The sequence below is a fragment of the Streptomyces sp. NPDC006332 genome, from assembly GCF_040612855.1.
In the GTDB taxonomy this organism is placed as follows: domain Bacteria; phylum Actinomycetota; class Actinomycetes; order Streptomycetales; family Streptomycetaceae; genus Streptomyces.
In genome coordinates this window covers 52555-76645 of record NZ_JBEXRA010000035.1, presented here as the reverse complement: position 1 = coordinate 76645, position 24091 = coordinate 52555, and the positions used below count along the sequence as shown (strand labels likewise).

Here is a 24091-nt window from a genome sequence, read left to right as displayed (position 1 = left end):
AGACTATCCGATGTAGGAGATGAGAAGGGTTGCACAAGAAAAGGCGAGCATCCCAAGGCAGTTGAGCCAGAATTCCGTACCGGTAAAGCGCGCGCGGATATGTGCGTACGACGCCGCGAGGAAGTAGGCGATGACGCCGACCACGGCGGCCAGGCCCACTCCCTCGGTGTGCAGACCGACAAGAAGACCGGCGGCTGCCAGCACCTTGACGAGGATCAAAGTCCACCACCAGTCACGGGGAAAACCGACCCCGCTCAGGCAGTCATCGATGAACTTGGGGGGCCGGATCGAGAGCACGGCGTCAACGAGAAGGGACGCCGCGAGGATCGCGGGCAGCCACCAGGGATCGGGAATGAGAAGGAGCTTCACCTGCAGGGCCTCCAATGTGCGGCACTTGGCATTTCAAGGGGTCGTTCACGTCTGAGTGCCATTGCCGACTGAGGAGGTGTTCATTTCAAAACGAGACAGTTCACCACATGCTATAGCCATGATTGCCTCTTCGGTCGAGTTCAGCACGACTCGACTCCCCCGTCGGTTCGCATCAGGCATGTTCAATTCGGCGCCGCTGATTCGGAGCGCCCGAATAGACACGACCCTTCTTGCTGTGGTTTCGACGCTTTGCGTGACCACGGGCCGTGTCACATCGATGATCGTTCATCACCGAGCGGCAGCACAATGGCAGCCGTGTGAAAGAATCAAGAAGGAAAATCGATGAGTCAGTGACCCATTCGGTCTCATTCCTGAACAGCCCGCCAGATGGTTTGGTCGCGCGGCCGGTGAGGTCGCGTGGACCGGTGCCGTGCGTCCCTACGCGGCGTACGGGTGCCCCCAGCGGTAGCCCATGATCGAGGGTCACCGAACGAGACACGCCCCCCGCTGAGGTCGCCACTCCAAGCCCCGGCGCCTGCACGCGGACGAAGTCTATGACCGGGCTGATCTGCGCAGATGACTCCGATGGAAGCGCATTGGACACGGGTCTAAGCAGGGAGCAGATTGCCCCTTCTGGACAGCAGGAACTTCTTGAAGGCGGCCACCGGCGGGGTGTCAGGACGGCCGTCGAGCCACGCCACGCCGATCTCGCGGGCCGCTCGCGGGGCGGTGACCGTCAGCTCGACGACGCCGGGGCGCGGGAAGGCCGGGGGCGGCAGCAGGGCCACTCCCAGACCGGCCGCCACCAGCCCCCGCAAGGTTTCCGCCTCCTCGCCCTCGAAGGCGACACGGGGCCGGAACCCGGCTTCCTGACACAGGTCGTCGGTGATGCGGCGCAGGCCGTAACCGGGTTCCAGGGTGACGAACATTTCCTCGGCGGCCTCGGCGAGGCGGATCCGGCGGCGGGCGGCCAGGCGGTGGTCGGCCGGGACGACCAGGCGGAGCTTCTGTTCGTCGAGGCGGCGGGCGACCAGGTCGGGGGCGTCCGGAACCGGGGAGGTCAGACAGAGGTCCAGTTCGCCCGCGCGCAGGCGCTCGATCATCGCCTCGCCGTAGTTCTGGACCAGGCTGAAGCGGACCCGCGGGTGGTCGGCGCGGAAGGCGTGCAGGAGACCGGGCACGGTCTCGGCGCCCATGGTGTGCAGGAAGCCGAAGGCGACCTTGCCGGTGGCCGGGTCGGCGTCGGCGCGGACCTCCTCGGCGGCGCGCTCGATCTCGGCGAGGGCGCGTTCGACGGAGGTGAGGAAGGTGCGGCCGGCCGGGGTGAGGGAGACGGTGCGGCCGTGGCGGGCGAACAGGTCGACGCCCAGGTCCTGTTCGAGCCGGACCATGGCCCGGGACAGGGTCGACTGCGGGACCTGCATCTCCTGGGCGGCCCGGGTGACGTGCTCGGTACGGGCGACTCCGGCGAAGTAGGCGAGGCGGGGAGCGAGCAGCCTCGACATGTCCGCCGTGTCTTCTGTGTCACTGAACGGTGACAGGCGCCCCTGTGACCTCTGCTGATGCATCATGGGAACGATTATGACGATTCCATGCATTGGACGGATGACGGGGAGCGTACGTAGTTTCGAAGCATGTCTCCCGCCAGTACCGGGGCGTCCACCGTCGTGGCCGCCGCACCCTCTGCTCCTGTCGTCGACTCCCGGATGGCCCCCGGCGGCCCCGGCTACCGCCGGATGAGCTTCGCCCTCTTCCTCGCCGGTGTCGCGACGTTCGCCCTCCTCTACTCCACTCAGGCGCTGCTGCCGCTGATCTCCGGCGAGTTCGGGGTGGCGGCGAGCGAGGCGAGCTGGACCGTGGCGGCCGCGACCGGCGGGCTGGCGCTGTTCGTCCTGCCGATGAGCGCCCTGTCGGAGCGTTTCGGACGCCGTACGGTGATGACGGCCTCGCTCGCGGTCGCGGTGACCGTCGGGCTGCTGGTGCCCTTCGCGCCGTCGCTGACCGCGCTGGTCGTGCTGCGGGCCGTCCAGGGTGCGGCGCTGGCCGGTCTGCCGGCCTCCGCGACGGCCTACCTCGCGGAGGAGGTCACACCGAAGGCGCTGGTCACCGCGATCGGCCTGTTCGTCGCCGGCAACAGCGTCGGCGGGATGAGCGGCCGGGTCATCACCGGCTGGGTCGCGCAGGAGTGGGGCTGGCGGGTCGCGGTCGGTGTGATCGGTGCGATCGCCGTGGCCTGCGCGGTGGCCTTCCGGGCGCTGCTGCCCGCGCCGAAGCACTTCGTGACGGGCTCACTGCGGCCCCGGGTGCTGGCCCGCACGGTCCGCGACCACCTGGCCGACCCGCTGCTGCGTCGCCTGTACGCGATCGGCGCGCTGTTCATGACGGTGTTCGGCGGCGTGTACACGGTCATCGGCTACCGCCTGACCGAGGCACCCTTCGGCCTCCCCCAGGGCATCGTCGGCTCGATCTTCCTGGTCTACCTGGTGGGCACGGTGTCCGCGTCGACGTCCGGCCGGCTGGTGGGCCGCCTGGGCCGCCGGGGCGCGCTGTACGCGGCGGGCGGTACGACGGCGACGGGCCTGCTGCTGTCCCTGGCCGACTCCCTCCCCCTGGTCCTGGTCGGCCTGGTCCTGATCACCGGCGGTTTCTTCGCGGGGCACGCGGCCGCGTCCTCGGCGGTCAGCAAGACCGCGACCCGGGGGCGGGCTCAGGCGTCGGCGCTCTACCAGTCGGCGTACTACATCGGCTCCAGCGTGGGCAGCTCGGTGGGCGCCATGGCCTTCCACGCGGGCGGCTGGTCCGGAACGGTGACCGTCGGTCTGCTGGCGGTGCTGGGCGTGGTGACGATCACGGTGTTCGGTACCCGGGCGGCACGGGTCGCCGCGCGGCGGGAGCCGGTGGCGGCGTAGGTCAGCACCGGCCCCGCGCGACTTGGTCCTCATTGTCAGACCCCTGCGTTGACGCCCTCACCTGCGTGAACGCAGGTGATTCCGGTCAGCACCGCTACGCGGTGCCCCCTCGGGTTCCTGCTTCACGGGCCCCTGCCACCCGAGGGTGGTCTTACAAGGCCTCCACAGGCCTGACTTCCCGCCCGTCCGGCGGTAGGTCCGACAACTATGTTGTCGGACGAAGCGACTTTAACGGTGGTGCCGCGCCCCAACGGGCCGCCAGGGCGACGATGCCCACACCTCCACCCTGACGAGTGGAGCACTGGGCAAGTGTCCGGTAATTTCCAAGTGCTGGGCGCAAAGCGGCGCCCGGCATGGAACGGCCACAGGGGTGGGTGGACGATGAGCGGCACAACGGCGACGGACCTCGACGTCAGACTGGAGAAGCACCGGACCGAGCTGACCGGGTATTGCTATCGCATGCTCGGCTCCTCCTTCGAGGCCGAGGACGCGGTGCAGGACACCATGGTCCGGGCGTGGCGCAGCTACGAGAAGTTCGAGGGCCGCTCCAGTCTCCGCTCCTGGCTCTACCGCATCGCCACCAACGTCTGCCTGGACATGCTGAACGCCGGCAACAAGCGCGCCCGGCCGATGGACCTCACGGAGTCCACTCCTCTCGCCCAGGCCGCTCTCTCCCCCCGCCCGGACCACACCTGGCTGGAGCCCATGCCGGACGCACGCGTGCTGCCCACGACCGAGGACCCGGCGGAGCGGGCCGTCGCCAAGGAGTCCGTGCGACTCGCCTTCATGGCGGCCCTGCAACAGCTTCCGCCCAAACAGCGCGCGGTGCTGATCCTGCGCGAGGTGCTGGCCTGGAAGGCGAGCGAGGTCGCGGAGCTGCTCGGCACATCGGTCGCCTCGGTCAACAGCGCGCTCCAGCGGGCCCGCGCGACACTCGCCGAACGGGAGGAGCACGGCGCCGACGCGGCCGTGTCCGACCCGCTGGACGAGGAACAGCAAAAGCTCCTGGACCGCTATGTGGCGGCGTTCGAGGGCTACGACATGACGGCGCTGACAGCCCTGCTGCACGAGGACGCCATCATGACGATGCCGCCGTTCGACCTGTGGCTCACCGGCCACGACGACATCACGGGCTTCATGACGACGCTCGGCGCCGCCTGCGCGGGCTCCCGCCTGCTGCCGGTCCAGGTCAACGGCCTGCCCGGGTTCGCCCAGTACAAGCCGGACCCGGACAAGGGCGGCTTCGCCCCGTGGGCGGTCCAGGTCCTCGAGATCTCAGACGGCCGGATCACCGGGTTCCACTGCTTCCTCGACACCCAGCGCTGGTTCCCGCTGTTCGGGCTGCCCCTCCACCTCGAAGCGGAGGCCGACCAGGTCGAGCAGGGCGTGTAGGGCGGGGGCGGGGTCGCGCAGCCGGATCCGGCCCCCGGCCCGTCTGGCGGTGAGCTCCAGGCGCGCCAGCAGGTCGACCGCGCCCAGCCCCGGTGGTCCCAGCCCCGCGACATCGCACACCACCGTCCGGGCGCCGGTGGTGTCCAGCAGCCTGCGCACGTCGTCGCACAGGCCGGTCACCTCGTCGCGGGCGACGGGGCCGACCAGCGTGAGTACAGCGGGTGTCATGGCGTCCACGATCGGTAGACCGGGCGGGCGGGCGTAACTCATCGCGGCCCGCGACCCCGGCCGCGGCAGTCGGACGCCCGCCGACCCTGCCCACCGCCGTTTCCCACCGACCGAGATCACATTGACCTGCGGCTCTCCTTCCCCGGATGGTTAGCTGTATGCCCCACACATCAGCACCGCCCTGGATACCGCACGCTCTCCTCCCGGTTGCGGAGGTCCCGTGCAGGGGGTGCTGACCGGGTTCGCGGTCATCGCGGTGGTGATCGGCGTCGGCTATCTCATCGGGCGCGGCGGCCACCTCGGTGAGCACGGCCGCGAGGTACTGAGCAAGCTGGCCTTCCATGTGGCGTCACCGGCCCTGCTGTTCACCACGCTCGCCCGTGCCGACCTGTCGGTGATCTTCTCCAGCCGGCTGCTGGTGACCGCGCTGAGCACGGCAGCGGCGGCGGGGCTGTTCGTCACGGCGGGTGTCGTACGCGGCTGGGGTGTGGGCCGCACCACGATCGGCGCGCTGTGCTCCAGTTACGTCAACTCGGGCAACCTCGGCATCCCGATCGCCGTGTACGTCCTGGGCGACGCCTCGCTGGTGGCGCCGGTGCTGCTGTTCCAGCTGCTGCTGGTCACCCCGGTCGCCCTGACGATCCTGGACCTGTCGGGCAAGGACGGCGAGGAGGGTCCCCTGTGGCAACGGCTGCTCGCCCCCCTGCGCAACCCGATCGCGCTGGGCTCACTGGCCGGGGTCGCGGTCTCGGCGTCCGGCCTGCGCGTGCCGGCGGCCGTCATGGACCCGGTGACCCTGATCGGCAACATGTCCGTCCCGGCGGTCCTGCTCGCCTTCGGCATCTCCCTGTGCGGGAGCACGATGCCGGGTCGCGGCCCGGACCGGCACCTCGTGCTGCTGTCGGTCGCGTTGAAGTCGGTGGGCCAGCCGGCGGTGGCCTGGGCGCTGGCGGCGGGGGTGTTCGGTCTGCACGGGGCCCTGCTCCTGGACGTCGTGGTGACGTCGGCCCTCCCGGCCGCGCAGAACCTGTACACGTACGCGTCGCGTTACGGCGTGGGCGAGCGGCTGGCCCGGGACTCGATCCTGGTGTCGACGGTGTTGGCGGTGCCGGTGCTGGTGGTGGTGGCGGCGCTGCTCGGGTGAGTCAGTTCTCCGGGAACTCGCTGGTGTCGATGACGAGGTCGAAGGGCGCGGGGAGAGTGAGGGGCTCGCCGAACTTGGCGATGACCAGCGGGCGGTAGACATCTCCCCGCGGCTCTCCGAACAGAGTCGCGGTAGGGCCTTCCGGCGCCCAGCGGTCCACAAGAAGGTAGAGCGGGATACCCGCGGAGGCATAAGCCGCCGGCTTGCTCACGCGGTCGTGGCGTGCGTTCTTCCTGGAGGTGACCTCCACAACGAGTTCCGCGAGGGCGGCAGGCAGATAGGTCTCCGCCTCCGCACACTCCTGAACTGGAGCAACGAGGATGTCCGGGATGAACATGCCCAGCCGCGACGGAACAGCGATGGCCTGGGTCTGGAAGATCTCCAAGTCCTCAGGGAGCACGGAGTAAAGGCGGCGCTGGATACGGGCCGCGATCACGTTGTGACGGGCGGCGGGAGCAGGTGACACGGTGACGATCCCCTCGATGATCTCCACCTTGCTGCCCTCAGGCCACTCCATCTCCTCCCAGAACCGGACGAGGTCGTCCCAGCTCTGCTCGGGGTCGTGGCTGACGGTGAGTGCGCTCAGTCGGGTAGCCGGAGGGCGTTGCCGCCCCCCGGCCCCCTCAGAACCGGACGTGCGGCTGTTCACCGCATCCGGCTCAAGCGGGCCCCTGGAGTCACGCGGGTCGGTCATCTTGCTTGGCCCTTCCTTGGTCGCCGGCGTGGTGCTGGCGATGGCAGTCGGCGTGTACGAGGCGAAGGTTCGTCCGCTCGTCCGTGCCGCCGTCGCGCCGGTAGATGAAGTGGTGCTTATGCAGCGGTTTCATCGATGCCGAGAACCATGCGGCCCACTCGCGCGGGTTGTCCGGTGTGTACTCGGCATCGGGGATCAAAGGCTGTAGGCACAGCGGACAGATCCCCTTCTGGCGGGATGCGAGGGTGATGGTCCACCTGTCAGCGGTCCCGGGCATCCTTTTGCGTCGGCGGCTCGCCCAGTAGTCGGCCAGCGAGGGATCGTCGGGGGAGTTGCCTTCCTTGACGATCACGTGCCGGACGATTCTGGTCCAGTTGAACTTGTAGAGATAGGTGCCGGTGTCCCGGTCACCGAAAACCCACTGGTCCTTCCGGGTCGAGTTGAAGACGCCGTAGTGTCTGGCCAGGCGCCAGCTCTTCGGCTTGTTCGGGTGGGAGTGCTTGACCCACTTCTGCGTGAGCGTCCACACGTAGAAATCCAGGGACTTGAAGGTCTCCTTGGACACCACCGTCCGGTAGTAGGTGGCCCACCCCTTGATGATCGGGTTGAGCTTCCTCACCACAGCCGCAGCGTTCGCCCCTCTCAGGCCGATCACTTCACTGCGGAGCCGTTCCCGGACCCTCTTCACAGCCGCCTTGCTCGGCTTGATCAGCAGAGTCCCGCTGTATCGCCGGATGTTGAACCCGAGGAAGTCGAAGCCTTCTTCAAGGTGAAGGACCGATGTCTTCTCCTCGTTGAAGGCAACCCCGCGCGGGGTCATCCAGACAGCCAGTTGCTCCTTGACCCGGTGTGCTTCGTCTTCGCTGTGACAGAACACCGCAAAGTCATCCGCGTACCGGACCAGGACCGGAACATCTTTTCGGGACTTGTGGGAACGTCCCTCCGTGAGATGCCCGGCCGCCGTCTCCATGCCGTGCAAGGCCACGTTGAGCAGCAGCGGGCTGATCACACCACCCTGAGGGGTTCCCTCATCGGTGGGCGAGAATCGTCCGCAGTCCATCACTCCCGCCTTGAGCCATCCCCGGATCGCTTTCCGCGCCGGGAAGGTACCGATGAGGCTCATCAGGTGGTCGTGCGAAATACGGTCGAACGCCGCTGTCAAGTCAGCATCGAGCACCCATAACCGCTTGGCCCGTCTCTGGCCCGCGATATTGAAGATGGCGCCGATCGCGTCATGACAGCCCCGGCCGGGGCGGAAGCCGTAGCTTCGTTGCTCGAACCGGGCTTCCCACTCGGGTTCCAGTGCGTTTTTGACGCGGGCCTGGCGGACCCGGTCTCGGATGACTGGAATACCCAAAGGTCGCTGCCTTCCGTTGGCTTTGGGAATGTACACGCGCCGGACGGGCAGGGGCTTTCCAGGCGAGCGTTCGGCTGTGATCTCGACAGCCAGCCGCCCTCGCGCGCTCGGAGTGAGCGCGCGTTCCTGGTCGATCCCGGCCGTCCGACGGCCTGTGCTCTGCTGCGTCACCCGTTTCACGCTCACGAGCGTGTTCGAGTGGGACCGCAGCATGAGCTTCTGCAAGTTCCGGACCTTCTTCAGGTCCCCTTCCTGCGCGGCTGTGAAGATGCGCTGCCTCAGTCGCCGTACCGACGCCTCCGCCTTGGCCCAGTCGATGCTGTGCCAGGTCTGGGCGTAGTCCTCCGGTCCGTTCGCCGTCGTGGGTGGCATCGTCGCCGTAGCGGTCACTGCCACAACTCCTTCGGCATCCAACTTGCCCTTCGGTTCGGGGTTCTTCGCAGTTCTTCTTCACGGGCCTACCTGATCCGCGTGGGCTCCCTTTCGGGCCGGGGCATCGCCTCGTATCCGACGAGTTATGGGACGCGGCTGAGGTCTCCGCGTCCTTTTCCTCTGGGCTTTCGCCCTGTCGGCGTTCGCTTCTCGGATCATCCTGTCCCGCTGGAGGCTTGGTCCTTCGTCACCTCCGGCTTACCGGGATCAACTCCCGGACTCCAACGGGGTTTCCACGTTCCGCTCCCACAAGATGCGGCCGGGGTGGGCTCCCTCTTAATCCCGGGCCCGACGGTGTCCTCCCCCTTCAGCTCCGATCCTCAGGGGTCGTCGTGCGCTCTTCCGCGCCAGGGCCTACTACCGCCGACAGCTCACCATCGACGCGGCTTTGGAGTTACGAGATTTCGTCAAGGGTTCATTCTCATTAGCCCGTCCGGCCTTCCCCTCGCCTGTTGCGGCCCGATGGCCGCGCCGCTCTTGGGCTTGCGCTTCCGGCTTCACACCCCGCCGTTGCCAGCGACGCATGCGGAAGTGGGGACAGACCTTGGACACTGGTCTGGGACGACCTGCTCATGACCTTCTTCCCTCCTGCGGGTCATCCACTTGGGTAGAGCGACTTCGTGTCGCACCGGCGGTCTCCAATCGGTCGTCACCGATCCCAGCATGCCGAACGGGACCGGTGGCGGTCCACCGATCCCGTTCACCCGTACGAGGAAACCCCAGCTCAGGCGATACGTTCCAGCACCACCGGTGACGTCGTGAAGGCCGTCCCCGGCGCCGCGACGTCGTAGGAACCCTCGACCGCCTGGAGGGCGTAGTCGAAGCGCTCGGGGGTGTCCGTGTGCAGGGTCAGGAGCGGCTGGCCCTGGGTCACCGGGTCGCCGGGCTTGGCGTGGAGTTCCACGCCCGCGCCCGCCTGCACCGCGTCCTCCTTGCGGGCGCGGCCGGCGCCCAGGCGCCAGGCGGCGACGCCGATGCCGTAGGCGTCCAGGCGGGTCAGGACACCCGTGGACGGGGCCTTGATGACGTGCTGTTCGCGTGCCACCGGCAGCGCCGCGTCCGGGTCGCCGCCCTGGGCCGCGATCATGCGACGCCACACGTCCATCGCGGAGCCGTCGGCCAGGGCCTTCGCCGGGTCGGCGTCCTTCAGGCCGGCCGCGTCCAGCATCTCGCGGGCCAGGGCGAGGGTCAGCTCGACCACGTCCGCAGGGCCGCCGCCCGCGAGGACCTCCACGGACTCACGGACCTCCAGCGCGTTGCCGGCGGTGCGGCCGAGCGGGGTCGACATGTCCGTCAGCAGGGCGACCGTCCGCACTCCGTGGTCCGTGCCCAGGCCCACCATCGTCGAGGCCAGCTCGCGGGCGTCCTCGACGGTCTTCATGAAGGCGCCGGTGCCGACCTTCACGTCCAGGACCAGTGAACCCGTCCCCTCGGCGATCTTCTTCGACATGATCGACGACGCGATCAGCGGGATCGCCTCGACCGTGCCCGTGACGTCCCGCAGCGCGTACAGCTTCTTGTCCGCCGGGGCCAGACCGTCGCCGGCCGCGCAGATCACCGCGCCCGAGCCGTGCAGCACGGACAGCATCTCCTCGTTGGACAGCAGTGCCCGCCAGCCCGGGATCGACTCCAGCTTGTCGAGGGTGCCGCCGGTGTGGCCGAGGCCGCGGCCCGACAGCTGGGGAACGGCGGCACCACAGGCCGCGACCAGAGGAGCCAGCGGCAGCGTGATCTTGTCACCCACGCCGCCCGTGGAGTGCTTGTCGGCCGTCGGACGGGACAGGGACGAGAAGTCCATGCGCTCACCGGAGGTGATCATCGCGGCCGTCCAGCGGGCGATCTCCCGGCGGTTCATGCCGTTGAGCAGGATGGCCATCGCGAGGGCGGACATCTGCTCGTCGGCGACCTCCCCGCGGGTGTACGCGTCTATGACCCAGTCGATCTGCTCGTCGCTGAGCTCACCTCGGTCCCGCTTGGTGCGGATGACCGAGATGACATCCATCGACAACAGCGTCATGGCTTTCCTTCCGGACGTTCACGTGCGCGGCCCCCCTGAGAAGCAACTCAGAGGGGCCGCACGGGAGTTACTTGGCGAGATGCTCCGGCCCGAAGGCCTGGGGCAGCATTTCGGAGAGCGGCAGTACGCCCGCCGGGGTCTCCAGCAGCAGGCCGGGCCCGCCGAACTCGTACAGCAGTTGGCGACACCGGCCGCACGGGACCAGGATCTCGCCCCGGCCGTCCACACAGGTGAAGTGCGTGAGGCGACCACCGCCCGTGTTCTGCAGCTGGGAGACCAGTCCGCACTCGGCGCACAGGCCGAGACCGTACGAGGCGTTCTCGACGTTGCAGCCGGTGACCGTACGCCCGTCGTCGACCAGGGCCGCCACGCCGACCGGGTAGCCGGAGTACGGGGCGTAGGCCCGCGCCATGGCGTCCCGGGCATCCGCACGCAGCTGTTCCCAGTCGACGTCGGTCACTTGCCCTGTCCCTTCCGGTACCGCATGCCGTCCGCCTTGGGCATGCGCAGGCGTTGCGCCGACAGCGACAGAACCAGCAGCGTGACGACGTACGGGGTGGCGCCCACGAAGTCGCTCGGCACCTCGTCGGTGAACAGGTACCAGAGCAGGACGAGCGCGCCGACGAAGAGGCTGATCCCGGCCTGCCAGTGCGCCTTGCGGTACAGCTTCCAGCCGGCCAGCCCCACCAGGAGCACGACCAGCAGGAGCAGCAGCGCGTGGACGGTCTGGCCGCCGTTGCGCAGCTGCAGCGCGTCGGAGTAGCCGAACAGGCCCGCGCCCATGGCGAGTCCGCCGGGACGCCAGTTCCCGAAGATCATGGCCGCGAGGCCGATGTAGCCGCGCCCGCCGGTCTGGTTCTCCAGGTAGGTGTGCGAGGTGACCAGCGCGAGGAAGGCGCCGCCGAGGCCGGCCAGGCCGCCGGAGACGGCCACGGCCGCGTACTTGTAGGTGTAGACGTTGACGCCGAGGGACTCGGCGGCGGTCGGGTTCTCACCGCAGGAGCGCAGCCGCAGGCCGAACGCGGTGTGCCACAGCAGCCACCAGCTGCCGACGAAGAGCAGGGTGGCGAAGAGCGTCACCACGGACAGGTCGGTGACCAGGCCGCCGAGGATGCCCGCGATGTCGGAGACCAGGAACCAGTGGTGGTTCTCCAGGGACTTCAGGCCGTCCGAGAGACCGGGCACGTCGATGGTGGGAAGCGAGTCCACCGGCGGGGACTGCTTGGGGTTGCCGCCCGCGTCCGCCGCCTCGCCCTCCGAGAAGAAGATCTTGGCGAGGTACTGGGTGGCGCCGAGCGCGAGCAGGTTGACCGCCACACCGGAGACGATGTGGTCGACGCCGAAGGTGATGGTCGCGACCGCGTGCACCAGTCCGCCGAGGACACCGAAGCCGATGCCGCACAGCAGTCCGAGCCAGGGGTTGGACTGCCAGCCGATCCAGCCGGCGCCGAAGGTGCCGAGGATCATCATGCCCTCGAGGCCGATGTTGACCACGCCGGACCGCTCGGACCACAGGCCGGCCAGACCGGCGAGGCCGATGGGCACCGCGAGGCCGAGGGCGGCGGAGACCTGGCCCTCGGAGGTGAGCTGGTTGGAGCCGGTGATGACGCGGACCGCGGCGACCAGCAGCAGCGCGCCCGCGACGATCATGAGGATCTGGCCGGTCGAGCGGCTCGAACGGCCGCGTCCGTTGTCCGCCTTGGGTGCCGCGGGGGGCGGCGTGTCGATCATCGTGGCAGTCATCACGCCACCTCCTGCTTCTGGGTCGGGGCGGCGGCCTGGGCGGCGAGCTCGGCGCCGACGCGTTGCTGCTGGCGCCTCAGACCGTAGCGGCGTACGACCTCGTAGGCGATCACGACGCACAGGACGATGACGCCCTGGATGACGCCGAGGATCTCCTTGTCGTAGCCCTCGAACTCCAGGTGGTTGGTGGTGCGCTCCAGGAAGCCCCACAGGAGCGCGCCGAGCGCGATGCCGACCGGGTTGTTGCGGCCGAGCAGGGCGATGGCGATGCCGGTGAAGCCGATGCCTGAGGGGAAGTCGTTGCTGAACTGGTGGCTGTCGTTGAGCAGGGTCGGCATGCCGATCAGTCCGGCCACCGCGCCCGAGATGACCATGCTGGTGGCGACCATCTTCTTCACGGAGACACCGCTCGCGGTGGCCGCGCTCTCGGACTGGCCGACGGTGCGCAGGTCGAAGCCGAACTTGGTGCGGCCGAGCACGAACCAGTACGCGATCCCGACGAGCACGGCGATGACGATGAAGCCCCACAGCACGCCGGCCGGGCCGGTGTCGATGCTGAAGAAGTACGAGGACTTCGGCAGCGGCGTGGTGGAGATGACCGTGCCGCCGCTCTGGAGTTCGGCGAGCTTCCCCGGCTGCAGCAGGAAGGCGATGATCGCGGTGGCGATCGAGTTCAGCATGATCGTCGAGATGACCTCGCTGACGCCGCGGGTCACCTTCAGGATGCCCGCGATGGCCGCCCACAGGGCCCCGGTCGCCATGGCGCACAGGATGATCAGCGGGATGGCGATCCAGCCGGGGACGGTCAGCGCGCCGCCGAGGACGGCGGCGAGGAACGCGGCGATCCGGTACTGGCCGTCGACGCCGATGTTGAACAGGTTCATGCGGAAGCCGATGGCCACCGCTACACCCGCCAGGTAGTACGTCGTCGCCTTGTTCAGGATGTAGACCTGGCTGTCGCTGGCGGAGCCGTAGGTCAGCATGTCGCTGAAGGCGGAGCCCGGGTTCTTGCCGGTGGCGAGGATGACCAGGGCGGTGACGACGAGCGCGGCGACGATCGCCAGCAGCGGCGCCGCGATGCCGAGGAGCAGCCGCTCCCTGTCGATGCGTTGGGTCAGCTTCTTCATCGGTCGTCGTCCTCTGTGTGCTCCAGGTGGCCGGTGGCCGCACCCGTCATGGCGGAGCCCAGCTCCTCGGGGGTGATCGTGGCGGGGTCGGCGTCGGCGACCAGGCGGCCGCGGTACATCACCCGCAGGGTGTCGGAGAGTCCGATGAGCTCGTCCAGGTCGGCGGAGATCAGCAGCACCGCCAGGCCCTCGCGGCGGGCCTCGCGGATGTGGTCCCAGATCGCGGCCTGCGCGCCGACGTCCACACCGCGGGTGGGGTGGGCGGCTATCAGGAGCTTGGGCGCGTGGCTCATCTCGCGGCCGACGATCAGTTTCTGCTGGTTGCCGCCGGACAGCGAGGCGGCGGTCACGTCGATACCGGGCGTGCGGACGTCGTACGCCTTGACGATGCGCTCGGTGTCGCTGCGGGCGGCCTTGATGTCGAGCAGCTGGCCGCGGGAGTTGGGCCGTTCGCTGACGTGGCCGAGGACGCGGTTCTCCCACAGCGGCGCTTCGAGGAGCAGGCCGTGGCGGTGGCGGTCCTCGGGGATGTATCCGACGCCGGCCTCGCGGCGGTGGCGGGTGGGGGCGTGCGAGATGTCGGTGCCGTCGAGGGTGATGGCGCCGCCGTCGGGATCGCGGATGCCCATGATCGCCTCGACCAGTTCGGACTGGCCGTTGCCTTCCACACCGGCGATGCCGAGGACCTCGCCCTTGTGGATGGTGAAGGAGATCGCGTCCAGGATGATCCGCTCGACGCCGTCGAGGTCCGTCTGGCTCAGGTGCAGCTTGTCCACCGTGAGCAGCGGGACGTCGGTGACGGTGGACTCCTCGGTCTCCGGCGTGGGCAGTTGGCTGCCGACCATCAGCTCGGCGAGCTGCCTGGAGGTGGTGCCGGCCGGCTCGACCGTGCCGACGGTGGTGCCGCGCCGGATGACGGTGATCTCGTCGGCCACCGACAGGACTTCGCCCAGCTTGTGGGAGATGAAGATGACGGTGAGCCCCTCGGCCTTCAGCTCACGCAGGTTGTCGAAGAGGGCCTCGACCTCCTGCGGCACCAGAACGGCGGTGGGCTCGTCCAGGATGAGGGTCTTGGCGCCCCGGTAGAGGACCTTGAGGATCTCCACGCGCTGCCGGTCGGCGACGCCGAGTTCCTCCAGGAGGACGTCGGGCCGGACGTTCAGCCCGTACGCGTCGGAGATCTCCTTGATCCTCGCGCGTGCTCTCGCGCCGATGCCGTGCAGTTTCTCCGCGCCCAGGACGACGTTCTCCAGGACGGTGAGGTTGTCGGCGAGCATGAAGTGCTGGTGGACCATCCCGATGCCGCGCGCGATGGCGTCGGAGGGGTTGTGGAGGGTGACCCGCTCGCCGTTCACGGTGATGGTGCCCTCGTCCGGCTGCTGCATGCCGTAGAGGATCTTCATCAGGGTGGACTTGCCGGCGCCGTTCTCACCGCACAGGGCATGGACGGTGCCCGTGCGGACGGTGATGTCGATGTCACGGTTGGCGACGACGCCGGGGAATCGCTTGGTGATGCCGCGCAGTTCGACGGCAGCGGGAGGGCTGGACGCGTTGATGGCGCACTCTCCTGAGGGAAGGGGCTGCGTAGAGGAGGGCAGGCGTCGGCGACGCAAGGGCCTGTCCGGTGGATCGAGCCGGTGTCGCTGGGCCTGGCACGCCCATCACAAGCCCTAGCACGGCAACTCCATGCTACACGCGTAGAGTTGACACATTGTTATGGCCCGGCGCGGGGGCTGCGGTACACCCCCTCGCCGGGCCATGGTCCGGCGAACCGTCAGGTCACGGGGTGGTCTTGACCTTGATGGAGCCGTCGACGATCTTCTTCTTGGCCTCGTCCAGCTTGGACTGGATGTCGTCGATGAAGCCACCGCTGGTGGCCAGTGAGACACCGCCCTTGGCGAGCGAGTAGTTGTTCTGGCCCGTCAGCGGCTTGCTGTCGTGCACGGACTTGATGAAGTCGTAGACACCGACGTCGACGTTCTTGACCATCGAGGTCAGGATCGAGTTCTTGTACTTGGCCAGACCGGGGATCTCGTACTGGTCCGAGTCCACGCCGATCGCCCAGGTGCCCTTGGCGCCCGCGACGGCCTCGATCGCGCCGTTGCCGGAGGAGCCGGCCGCCGCGTAGACGACGTCGGCACCGTTGTCGAGCATGCCCGACGCGGCCTCCTTGCCCTTGTCGGGGCTGGAGAAGCCGGAGAGGTCGGAGCCGTGGGTCAGGTACTGGACGTCGACCTTGACCTTCGGCTTGGTGTCCTTGACGCCCTGGACGTAACCCGCCTCGAACTTCTTGATCAGCGGGGTGTCGACGCCGCCGATGAAGCCGACGTGGTCCTTCTTGGTCTTCAGCGCGGCGGCCACACCGGCCAGGTAGGAGCCCTGCTCCTCGGTGAAGGTGATGCTGTCGACGTTCTTGGCCTCGACCACCGAGTCGACGATGCCGAAGCTGACCTTCGGGTACTTCGCGGCGATCTTGCCCATCGACGCGGCGTAGGAGAAGCCGACACCGACGATCGGGTTGTAACCGGCGTCGGCCAGGTCGGTGAGGCGCTGCTCCCGGTCGGCCTCGGTGTCGGAGTTCTTGGCGGTCAGCTCCTTGATCGAGCCGCCGAACTCGGTCTTGGCCTTGTCGGCTCCACGCGCGGCGGAGTCGTTGAAGGAACGGTCGCCACGGCCGCCGACGTCGAAGGCGAGGCCGATCTTGACGCCGTCGCCGCCGGAGGAGGCCGAGGAACCCTTGTCCTCGGACTTCTCGGAGGATGTGCTGCCACAGGCAGTGGCAGTCAGTGCGAGAGCTGCGGATGCGATACACGCAGCGGAAAGCTTGGCTACCCGGCGCACGGGAGGCTCCTTCACCTGACCTGAGCGCCGGCTTCGGCGCTTCATGTGAGCACCTTGGTGAGTGCTCGGGCCCGGACGCCCCTGCGGCGTCGGCTTCGCGGCATCGTAACGCGCGTAGATGTCAGAAAAAGACCTACTACAAAGCCGTTATCGATTCGAGGCAAACGGCGCCTGAACTGAGACTCTTGTCGCTTCGCGCCGCTTGTTGCGGGCAGTTCACGATTGGCTCACAACTGTGTTGCGCCCAGGGGCTGTCCGCGCCTACGGACTGTTGCGAAAGTCCCTGGCGGCGCGACGGCTCCGGGGGTGGAACGGCCCTCGTGAGGGCCGTCCGGCCGGCCGTCTCCTCGTCAGCGTCCGGCCCTCTCCTCGTCAGCGTCCGGCCGCGTTTTCGTCAGCGCTCGGCCGCGTCCAGCAGCGCCGCCGCCGTGAACAGCTCCACGCCCACCGTGATCGCCGACTCGTCGGCGTCGAAGTCGCCCTGGTGGAGGTCGCGCACGGTGCGCTCGCCCGGGGTGCGGACGCCGAGGCGGGCCATCGCGCCGGGGACGTGCTGGAGGTACCAGGAGAAGTCCTCGCCGCCGAGGCTCTGCTCGGTGCCCTCGACGGAGTCGGCACCCCGGCGGGCCGTCATGGCGTCGCGCAGGAGCGCGGTCACCGCGGCGTCGTTGACGACGGGCGGGACGCCTCGGATGTAGTTGATCTCCGACTTGGCCCGGTGCAGGTTGGCGACCTCGTCGATCGCGGCGACCACGATGTCCGGGGCCTGCCGCCAGGCGTCGATGTCCAGGCAGCGCACGGTCGCGGAGAGTTCGGCGTGCTGCGGGATGACGTTCGGGGCGTGGCCCGACTCGATCCGGCCCCAGGTGACGGCGAGTCCGGCGCGGGTGTCGACGCGGCGGCCGACCAGCGCGGGCACGTCGGTCACGACCCGGGCGGCGGCGGTGACGAGGTCGGTCGTCAGATGGGGGCGGGCGGTGTGGCCGCCGGGGCCGTCGAGGGCGACCTCCAGCCGGTCGCAGGCGGAGGTGATGGCGCCCTCGCGCAGCCCGATCCGCCCGGCGTCGACGCGGGGGTCGCAGTGCACCGCGATCATCCGCGCGACGCCTTCCAGCACCCCGCAGTCGATCGCGTCGGCGGCGCCGCCGGGCAGCACCTCTTCGGCGGGCTGGAAGATCAGCCGCACCGGCCGGGGCAGCAGGCCCTGCCGGTTGAGCTCGGCGAGCACCAGGCCGGCGCCGAGCACCACGGTGGTGTGCACGTCGTGGCCGCAGGCGTGCGCGCGGTCCGGCACGGTGGAGCGGTACGCGCACTCCGTCTTGGTGTCCGGGATGGGCAGGCCGTCGATGTCGGCGCGGAAGGCGAGCACGGGCGTGGCCCCGTCCGACTCGCCGATGTCACACACGAGCCCGGTGCCGACGGCGAGTACCCGCGGTTCCAGTCCGGCCCTCTCGAGCCGTTCCTTGATCGCCGCGGTCGTGCGGAACTCCTGGTTGCCGAGCTCGGGATGCATGTGCAGGTCGCGCCGGAACGCGACGAGCTCGGCACGGAGCGCCTCGGGAAGCGCTCCGGGAAGCAGGGCTTCCCCGGGAAGATCGACCTCGGACTCTAGCGGCATCAATTGCTTCACCCTCTGAAGGGTAGGACGCCCGACCGGTCGACTGACCCTCGATCAACAAAGTTCAGCCCCTTAGGGGAAGAAAATCTGATCGCCGGACGCATATGTACCGTTCGGGATGGGTACACTCGCCGGATTTCCGGCCGAGTGGCTGCCGTACGGCATCCATCCCTCTCTTCACGGATACCACGCCTGACGGGAATGAGACCGGCCTGTTCACCTGTCGGACGGTTGGCGGCACTCGTCCCGAAGGCCGGTCCCGCCCCTGTACCGCCGGGAAAGCACCAGGTCAAACGCCCATGTGCGGCGAGTGCGGCGGTTCGGCCGGCCGAGGGGCGGTGTGCAGGAGCCCACACTGCGCCGGTACTCCGGCGAAGAGGAGGGTGGCGCTGCGGGCGCGGCGCTAGGGTGCGGCAGCGTGAGTGCTGATGATCCGGAGTTCATAGCGGCCGCTCGACGCTCGTACGACGCCATCGCCGGCGCCTACCGCGAGCGTCATCCCGACGGTCTGGGCGACAGACCGCTGGAGCGTGGGCTGCTCACGGCGTTCGCCGAGCTGGTGCGGGCCGGGGGAAGCGCGCCGGTGGCGGACCTCGGCAGCGGGCCCGGGTATGTCACCGCCCGGCTGCACGCCCTGGGGGTGCCGGTCTTCGGGGTCGACGTCTCACCGCGGACGGTGGAGCTGGCCCGCCGGGCCCACCCCGGGCTGCGGTTCCACGTGGGGTCCCTGACGTCCCTGGATCTGCCGGACGCCTCCCTCGGCGGGATCGTCGCCCTGTACTCGATCATCCACGTTCCCGACGAGTACCTCACGGAGACGTTCGCGGGGTTCCACCGGGTCCTGGAGCCCGGCGGGCATGTTCTGCTCGCGTTCCAGTCCGGGGACGAGGACGACCGGTCGCGGCTCACCGAGCGCTTCGGCCAGGCGGTCTCGCTCGACTACCACTGGCGTACACCGGAGACCGTGACCGACCACCTCACCAAGGCAGGCCTGCGCGTCAAGGCCCGGGTGCTGCGGGAGCCGGAGGACGACGAGACCCGGCCGCGCGCCTTCCTGCTGGCGAGGAAACCGGCGTAGGAGCCGGAGGAGGGGCGGTCGGACCAGCTCCAGGGAGGCGCGGCAGAAACACGTGGCTGCGGAAGCACGCGGCCGCGGAAGCCCCAGGGGGCGGGCCCTCAGACCGCGGTGACCGCTGACAGCCGGTGCACGTCCCGGGCCGTGCCCGTGACCCCGGACAGGAACCCCTGGGCCCGCGGTGAGGCGTTCTCGGTGAGCCAGGCGGGGTCGATGTCGCAGACCGCGACCCGTACCTCCGTGCCGGACAGGGCCAGCGGGAGGGTGTGGACGACGGTCGAGGGGAAGCTGAGGATGGTCCGGCCGACCGGGCCGCGGCGGGCGATCAGCTCCAGCGGGAGGTCCGGGCGGACGATCTCCAGGCCCGTATCCACGGCCAGCCGGTGGAGTTTCTCGGTGCTCTCGCGGCGGTGGGCGAAGTAGCGGGTCGCCCCGTGGGCCTTGGCCAGGGTCTGCACCGCCGTCAGGTACCGGTCCGCGTCGACGACCCCCGTCTCCACCAGGGAGGTGCCGACCATGTCCGCGCCCTTGGTGATGCGGGGCGGGCCGAAGCGGGCTCGGGTCCAGGCGAAGGTGTTCGCGGTGACCGTGACACCGGTCGGGGGGTCCGACATCGGCATGGAGGAGAAGATCTCCACCCGGCGGCGCTCGCTCGGCGTCAGCCGCCTGCGGGCCACCGAGGACACCGGCGCGAACACCAGGTCCCGGGGGCCGGGGCGGCCACCCTTGCGGTGCCAGCGCACCAGACGCTCGCCGCTGGCCAGCTGGGCGACGAACTCCATGGTCGCCGTGCCGTCGTCGACCACGACCAGGTCACGGGCCCGGGTGATGGTCAGCAGCAGCTGTACGTAACGGGAGAACGGGTCCCCCAGGACGATCCGGTCGGCCCGCCGGAGCATCCCGGTCAGGCCGCCGACGGTCTGGAACGGGGCCAGCGGGCCGCCCCGTGCCTCCTCCCAGCGGACCTCGTGGCCGCCCTCGCGGGCGAGTTCGGCCATGCGGCGCAGCTGGCCGCGGGTCATGGGATCCATCGGGGACAGGACGACGAGGGTGAGCCCCGCGCCGGGCGCGCGCTGTTGTTCCCGCGTGAGCGCGTGCTCGTGCGCCCACTCCAGCACGTTCAGCAGCTGTACCGGACTCTCCACGAAGGCGAGAGTGCGGGGGCCGGCGGACCCGGCGCGGGGGCTCATCTACGGACGACCGTCCCGTCGTGAGTGATTCTCTGGGGGGTTGTTCTTCGGGGGTGGTGCTCCGGAGGCGGTGCTCCGGGGTGGCGCTCCGGAGCTGGTGCTCGAGAGGCGGAGGTCAGACGGAGACCGGCTCGCCCGCCGCCGCCGCGATCTCCGCCTCGGCGACGACACCGGAGACGCGGCGCAGCTTCTTCATCGGGCCGAGCTCGGACTCGTAGACCTTCTTCACGCCGTCACCGAGGGAGGCCTCGATGGTGCGGATGTCGCGCACCAGGCGGGTGAGGCCCTGCGGCTCGACGGAGGCGGCCTGGTCGGAGCCCCACATCGCGCGGTCCAGGGTGATGTGACGCTCGACGAAGGTGGCGCCGAGGGCGACCGCCGCAAGGGTGGTCTGCAGGCCGGTCTCGTGGCCGGAGTAGCCGATCGGGACGTTCGGGTACTCGGCCTGCAGGGTGTTGATCACGCGGAGGTTGAGCTCCTCGGCCTTGGCCGGGTAGGTCGACGTGGCGTGGCAGAGCAGGATGTTGTCGCTGCCGAGGACCTCGACGGCGTGGCGGATCTGCTTCGGCGTCGACATGCCGGTGGAGAGGATGACGGTGCGGCCGGTGGCGCGCAACTCGCGCAGCAGCTCGTCGTCGGTCAGCGAGGCGGAGGCGACCTTGTGGGCGGGGACGTCGAACTTCTCCAGGAAGGCGACGGCCTCGGTGTCCCACGGGGAGGCGAACCAGGCGATGTTCTTGCTCTTGGAGTACTCGTCGATCTGGCGGTACTCGTCCTCGCCGAACTCCACCCGGTGGCGGTAGTCGATGTAGGTCATGCGGCCCCAGGGGGTGTCGCGCTCGATGTCCCACTGGTCGCGCGGGGTGCAGATCTCCGGGGTGCGCTTCTGGAACTTGACGGCGTCGCAGCCGGCGTCGGCGGCGGCGTCGATCAGCTTGAAGGCGTTCTCGAGCTCACCGTTGTGGTTGATGCCGATCTCGCCGACGACGTAGACGGGCCGGCCGGGGCCGGCGGTCTTCGAACCGAAGGTGCGCAGACGGGAGTTGGTGCTCATGGCAGGACGTTCCTTACTTGTTGAGGGAGTCGAGAGAGGGGCCGAGGATCCAGCTGGCGATCTCTCGGATCGCGCCGTCGCCACCGGGGACGGTGGTGACCGCGCGTGCGGCGCCGCGCACGACGTCGTGGGCGCTCGCGACCGCCACGGGCCAGCCCACGAGGGCGAAGCACGGGAGGTCGTTGACGTCGTTGCCGACGTAGAGCACGCGCTCAGGCGCGATGCCCTGCTCCTCGCACCACTGCTTGAGTGCGAGGTCCTTGCGGTCGATGCCGTGCAGGACCGGGAGCTTGAGCTTCCGGGCCCGGGCGGCGACGACCGGGTTCTGCTCCGTGGAGAGGATCAGCATCTTCAGGCCGCTCCTGCGCAGGGCGGCGATGCCGAGGCCGTCCCCGCGGTGCACGGAGACGAACTCCTTTCCATCGGCGTCGATCAGCACCCGGTCATCGGTCTGGGTGCCGTCGAAGTCCAGTACGACCGCGTCGATGTCGTCGGCGGTCGGCAGCGAACCGGGCCGGTTCGCGTCGAAGAAGGGGGCGAGGGCGCGGGCGCGGGCCAGCTCGTGCGGGTCGTCGATCTCCAGGACGCGGGCCGGGTCCGTGCGGACGAGTTCCGTGTGACCGAAGAAGCGGTGCTGGTGCTTGCGGAAGCCCGTCGCCTCCATCGCGTAGGCGGCGCCGGTCTCCAGGAGGTCCTGGGGGCGGTCCTGGCGGCGGGGGCGGAAGGACTTGTCGTGGTTGACGCCGTGGCCTCCGGCGGTCGGCGCGGGAGTGGCACGGCCGGCGCCCGCCGCCTCGGCCGCGGCGGCGGCACCCGGCGCGGCCGCCTGGCGGGCCGTCGCGCCGTCGGCTGTGGCGGCGCCCGTCCGCTGGGGCGCGGAGACGTCGTCGACCGCCTCCCGCCAGATGAACCCGTGGAACGGCGCGACCGTCAGCGCGGTGTCCGCGCCGTGCTCCGTGACCGCCGCCACGACCCCGTCGATGTCCTCGCGGACGATGAACGGGCTGGTGCACTGCACGAGCAGCACCACGTCGACGGGCGCCCCGTGCAGGGCCTCGTGGGCGTCCATGGCGTGCAGGACGGCGGCCTCCGAGGTGGCCGTGTCACCGGCGATGGCGGCGGGCCGCAGCACGACCTCGGCGCCGGCCTGGCGGGCCGCGGCCGCGATGGCCTGGTCGTCGGTGGACACCACGACGTCCGTCACCAGCCGGGTGGCCCGGCACTCGCGCACCGCCCGCGCCACCAGCGGGACACCGCCGACGGGGGCGAGGTTCTTCGCGGGCACGCCCTTGGAGCCGCCGCGCGCGGGGATGACAGCGAGCACTCGGCGCACCGAAGCGCCCGATTGTGCCGGGGAGTCAGACATGGGTTGCACTCCTTGCGCAGAGTTCGCGAAGCTGTGGAGGGGGGCGGAGCCGCCCGAGGGGGGCGCGGGGCTGTGTTGGTCAGCGGCTCCGCCGCGGGGCACGACCGGCCCCAACGGCGCCGCACCCGCCCGACGCCCCGAAGCGGCACTTCCCGGGGCGCTCACAGCTCCCCCATCCGCCGAATGACAGGCGCCACCCGCTGCACCCCGTGCCGATAGGCCCCCCGAGCGGCCCGGCGCACTATCTGCCGGACCGGGCCGGGGTCCTTGTCGGCCGAGGGTGCCCCCGGCAACACGCTGCCGTCGGGGCCGAGATGGTGGCGGGCGAGGATGCCGGGCAGGTAGCCGGGGGCGGTCGCCGGTGTGTAGTACGGGGTCAGCGGCGCGAGGCCACCGGGGCGGGCGAGCAGCTTGGCGATGCGTTCGCGGGCCGCGTCGAAGGCGGTGGCGTACGAGCCGTCGGTGGCGACGCCCTGCCGGGCCACCCACTCCTCGTCGGGTGTCGGCCGGTGTCCGGCGTCGAGCTGGTCCCAGGAGGCGAGGCACCCGGAGCCGACGAAGTGGTGGTTGCCGAGGACCTCGCGCACACCCAGGTCGGTCAGGACGACCGTGGGGATGCGCCGGTGCAGGGACTCCAGCGCTGCCGTCGAGCTGATGGTGACCAGCAGGTCGGTCCGGTCGAGGACCTCGCCCATGTTCCCGTACACCAGGCGGAAGTTGGCCGGCGGGTCGAGCCGCTGGACCAGCTTCTGGTACGGCTCTTCCTCGATGTGCGTGGTGTGTTCGCCCGGCTTGGAGCGCAGCTTGAGCAGCACCTCGCGCTCGGGGTGCAGCCGGGCGTGCTGGATCAGCCGCTTCAGCAGGTACGTACGGTCCTTGCGGCTGTCCGGCACGGACGGCTGCACCGCGAAGACCACCGTGTAGGGGTCGTGTTCGCCCTCGTACGCGGCTCCGCCGAGGAACGGCAGCGCCACCTCGGTCACCGCGGAGGCGTCGGCGCCCACCCCCTCGTACACGGCACGGAAACGCTCCGCGTCCTGGCGGGAGTTGGCGAGGACCAGGTCCGCGCCGTGCCGCAGCAGCAGGCCGTCGCTGAGCTTCTCGTAGACGACGCCGACGTAGCCGGTGACGACGACGGGCCGCTTCTCCCGGCCCTCCCACACCCGCTTGAGGCCGTGCAGCATCGCCTGCACCCCGCCGCCGACGAGGGCGAGCACGACGAGGTCGTACGACTCCTCCGCCATGGCGTGCAGGAACTCGACGGCCGTCACCTCCCGCAGGGACTGGGCGCGCACCCCCACTTCCTCCAGCTGACGGGGGGTGGGCGTGGCCCGTCCGCGCAGCAGGAATCCGTTCAGCGCGGGGCGGACTTGCGTGTCCTCGCGCGATGCGGCTTCCATGGAGGGATCGGGAACGATGCGGTCCGCGGTCAGCGCACCCCATTTCCAGCGGGTGTCCGAGTCCGCGAGGACGGCGATTCGCGGGGGGTTCGTTGTACTTGACGGCACGACGACGACGCTAGGAAGCAATTTCTA

20 protein-coding genes are annotated in these 24091 nt (G+C 69.7%); 4 read left to right on the top strand and 16 right to left on the bottom strand.

Annotated features, from left to right (window positions below; translation table 11 throughout):
* Positions 1-3: 3 nt before the first annotated feature.
* Together ABZ027_RS27965 and ABZ027_RS27960 are read right to left on the bottom strand one after the other, a co-directional pair.
* Positions 4-369, bottom strand: coding sequence for a DoxX family protein (locus ABZ027_RS27965; protein WP_356773078.1), 366 nt, complete (start codon positions 367-369; stop codon positions 4-6).
* A gap of 608 nt (positions 370-977) precedes the next feature.
* The gene (locus ABZ027_RS27960) at positions 978-1940 is read right to left on the bottom strand and encodes a LysR family transcriptional regulator (RefSeq protein WP_356773076.1); all 963 of its coding nucleotides are present in this window, start codon (positions 1938-1940) and stop codon (positions 978-980) included.
* A gap of 63 nt (positions 1941-2003) precedes the next feature.
* On the opposite strand from ABZ027_RS27960, the gene ABZ027_RS27955 reads away from it, so the two are divergent.
* Both ABZ027_RS27955 and ABZ027_RS27950 read left to right on the top strand, forming a co-directional pair.
* Positions 2004-3278 carry an MFS transporter gene (locus ABZ027_RS27955; RefSeq protein ID WP_356773074.1) on the top strand — a complete coding sequence of 425 codons (1275 nt, stop codon included), beginning with the start codon at positions 2004-2006 and terminating at the stop codon, positions 3276-3278.
* Between the two features lie 381 nt (positions 3279-3659).
* A complete protein-coding gene (locus tag ABZ027_RS27950; protein WP_356773072.1) occupies positions 3660-4670 on the top strand; it encodes a sigma-70 family RNA polymerase sigma factor in 1011 nt (336 codons plus the stop codon).
* Here the strand turns inward: ABZ027_RS27950 and ABZ027_RS27945 are convergent.
* Entirely contained in the window at positions 4554-4940 is a 387-nt protein-coding gene (locus tag ABZ027_RS27945; protein ID WP_356773070.1) for an STAS domain-containing protein, read from the bottom strand. The genes ABZ027_RS27950 and ABZ027_RS27945 overlap by 117 nt on opposite strands.
* 178 nt (positions 4941-5118) lie before the next feature.
* Between ABZ027_RS27945 and ABZ027_RS27940 the strand changes: the two genes are divergently transcribed.
* Complete coding sequence (locus ABZ027_RS27940) at positions 5119-6042, top strand: AEC family transporter (RefSeq protein ID WP_356773068.1); 924 nt, start codon at positions 5119-5121, stop codon at positions 6040-6042.
* A 1-nt stretch (position 6043) separates the two neighbouring features.
* On the opposite strand, the gene ABZ027_RS27935 is transcribed toward ABZ027_RS27940, so the two are convergent.
* From ABZ027_RS27935 to ABZ027_RS27895, 9 genes are all read right to left on the bottom strand, one after another.
* Complete coding sequence (locus ABZ027_RS27935; RefSeq protein ID WP_356773128.1) at positions 6044-6628, bottom strand: Uma2 family endonuclease; 585 nt, start codon at positions 6626-6628, stop codon at positions 6044-6046.
* Between the two features lie 91 nt (positions 6629-6719).
* Complete coding sequence (gene ltrA, locus ABZ027_RS27930) at positions 6720-8465, bottom strand: group II intron reverse transcriptase/maturase (protein ID WP_356773126.1); 1746 nt, start codon at positions 8463-8465, stop codon at positions 6720-6722.
* Between the two features lie 784 nt (positions 8466-9249).
* Positions 9250-10533 (bottom strand): thymidine phosphorylase, encoded by a 1284-nt coding sequence (locus ABZ027_RS27925; protein WP_356773124.1) that lies wholly within the window; start codon positions 10531-10533, stop codon positions 9250-9252.
* 76 nt (positions 10534-10609) lie between these two features.
* Positions 10610-11002 (bottom strand): cytidine deaminase, encoded by a 393-nt coding sequence (locus ABZ027_RS27920; RefSeq protein ID WP_356773066.1) that lies wholly within the window; start codon positions 11000-11002, stop codon positions 10610-10612.
* The gene (locus ABZ027_RS27915; protein ID WP_356773065.1) at positions 10999-12285 is read right to left on the bottom strand and encodes an ABC transporter permease; all 1287 of its coding nucleotides are present in this window, start codon (positions 12283-12285) and stop codon (positions 10999-11001) included. Before ABZ027_RS27915 ends, ABZ027_RS27920 begins: the two co-directional genes overlap by 4 nt.
* The gene (locus ABZ027_RS27910) at positions 12285-13412 is read right to left on the bottom strand and encodes an ABC transporter permease (protein WP_356773063.1); all 1128 of its coding nucleotides are present in this window, start codon (positions 13410-13412) and stop codon (positions 12285-12287) included. The genes ABZ027_RS27915 and ABZ027_RS27910 overlap by 1 nt, the downstream gene beginning before the upstream one ends.
* Positions 13409-14935, bottom strand: coding sequence for an ABC transporter ATP-binding protein (locus ABZ027_RS27905; RefSeq protein WP_356773122.1), 1527 nt, complete (start codon positions 14933-14935; stop codon positions 13409-13411). The genes ABZ027_RS27910 and ABZ027_RS27905 overlap by 4 nt, the downstream gene beginning before the upstream one ends.
* 256 nt (positions 14936-15191) lie before the next feature.
* On the bottom strand, positions 15192-16253 hold the full coding sequence (locus tag ABZ027_RS27900) for a BMP family ABC transporter substrate-binding protein (protein WP_356773061.1): 1062 nt from the start codon (positions 16251-16253) through the stop codon (positions 15192-15194).
* A 394-nt stretch (positions 16254-16647) separates the two neighbouring features.
* The gene (locus ABZ027_RS27895; protein ID WP_356773059.1) at positions 16648-17871 is read right to left on the bottom strand and encodes an amidohydrolase; all 1224 of its coding nucleotides are present in this window, start codon (positions 17869-17871) and stop codon (positions 16648-16650) included.
* A gap of 418 nt (positions 17872-18289) precedes the next feature.
* Here ABZ027_RS27895 and ABZ027_RS27890 point away from each other — a divergent pair, with 418 nt between their 5' ends.
* Positions 18290-18949, top strand: coding sequence for a class I SAM-dependent methyltransferase (locus ABZ027_RS27890; protein ID WP_356773057.1), 660 nt, complete (start codon positions 18290-18292; stop codon positions 18947-18949).
* Positions 18950-19047: 98 nt separating this feature from the next.
* Here the strand turns inward: ABZ027_RS27890 and ABZ027_RS27885 are convergent, their stop codons facing one another.
* The 4 genes from ABZ027_RS27885 to ABZ027_RS27870 all read right to left on the bottom strand — a co-directional run bounded on the left by ABZ027_RS27885 (position 19048) and on the right by ABZ027_RS27870 (position 24064).
* A complete protein-coding gene (locus ABZ027_RS27885; protein WP_356773055.1) occupies positions 19048-20136 on the bottom strand; it encodes a hypothetical protein in 1089 nt (362 codons plus the stop codon).
* Positions 20137-20251: 115 nt separating this feature from the next.
* Positions 20252-21190, bottom strand: coding sequence for an N-acetylneuraminate synthase family protein (locus ABZ027_RS27880; RefSeq protein WP_356773053.1), 939 nt, complete (start codon positions 21188-21190; stop codon positions 20252-20254).
* A gap of 13 nt (positions 21191-21203) precedes the next feature.
* The gene (locus tag ABZ027_RS27875) at positions 21204-22556 is read right to left on the bottom strand and encodes an N-acylneuraminate cytidylyltransferase (RefSeq protein WP_356773051.1); all 1353 of its coding nucleotides are present in this window, start codon (positions 22554-22556) and stop codon (positions 21204-21206) included.
* 161 nt (positions 22557-22717) lie between these two features.
* Positions 22718-24064, bottom strand: a complete 1347-nt coding sequence (locus ABZ027_RS27870) for a DUF6716 putative glycosyltransferase (RefSeq protein ID WP_356773049.1) — start codon at positions 24062-24064, stop codon at positions 22718-22720.
* Positions 24065-24091 lie beyond the last annotated feature (27 nt).

Coding starts and splice junctions, on each gene's coding strand:
- ABZ027_RS27960 (WP_356773076.1), bottom strand. CDS start 1,940: ATGATGCATCAGCAGAGGTCACAGGGGCGCCTGTCACCGTTCAGTGAC.
- ABZ027_RS27955 (WP_356773074.1), top strand. CDS start 2,004: ATGTCTCCCGCCAGTACCGGGGCGTCCACCGTCGTGGCCGCCGCACCC.
- ABZ027_RS27950 (WP_356773072.1), top strand. CDS start 3,660: ATGAGCGGCACAACGGCGACGGACCTCGACGTCAGACTGGAGAAGCAC.
- ABZ027_RS27945 (WP_356773070.1), bottom strand. CDS start 4,940: ATGAGTTACGCCCGCCCGCCCGGTCTACCGATCGTGGACGCCATGACA.
- ltrA (WP_356773126.1), bottom strand. CDS start 8,465: ATGCCACCCACGACGGCGAACGGACCGGAGGACTACGCCCAGACCTGG.
- ABZ027_RS27915 (WP_356773065.1), bottom strand. CDS start 12,285: ATGACTGCCACGATGATCGACACGCCGCCCCCCGCGGCACCCAAGGCG.
- ABZ027_RS27910 (WP_356773063.1), bottom strand. CDS start 13,412: ATGAAGAAGCTGACCCAACGCATCGACAGGGAGCGGCTGCTCCTCGGC.
- ABZ027_RS27895 (WP_356773059.1), bottom strand. CDS start 17,871: ATGCCGCTAGAGTCCGAGGTCGATCTTCCCGGGGAAGCCCTGCTTCCC.
- ABZ027_RS27885 (WP_356773055.1), bottom strand. CDS start 20,136: ATGAGCCCCCGCGCCGGGTCCGCCGGCCCCCGCACTCTCGCCTTCGTG.
- ABZ027_RS27880 (WP_356773053.1), bottom strand. CDS start 21,190: ATGAGCACCAACTCCCGTCTGCGCACCTTCGGTTCGAAGACCGCCGGC.
- ABZ027_RS27875 (WP_356773051.1), bottom strand. CDS start 22,556: ATGTCTGACTCCCCGGCACAATCGGGCGCTTCGGTGCGCCGAGTGCTC.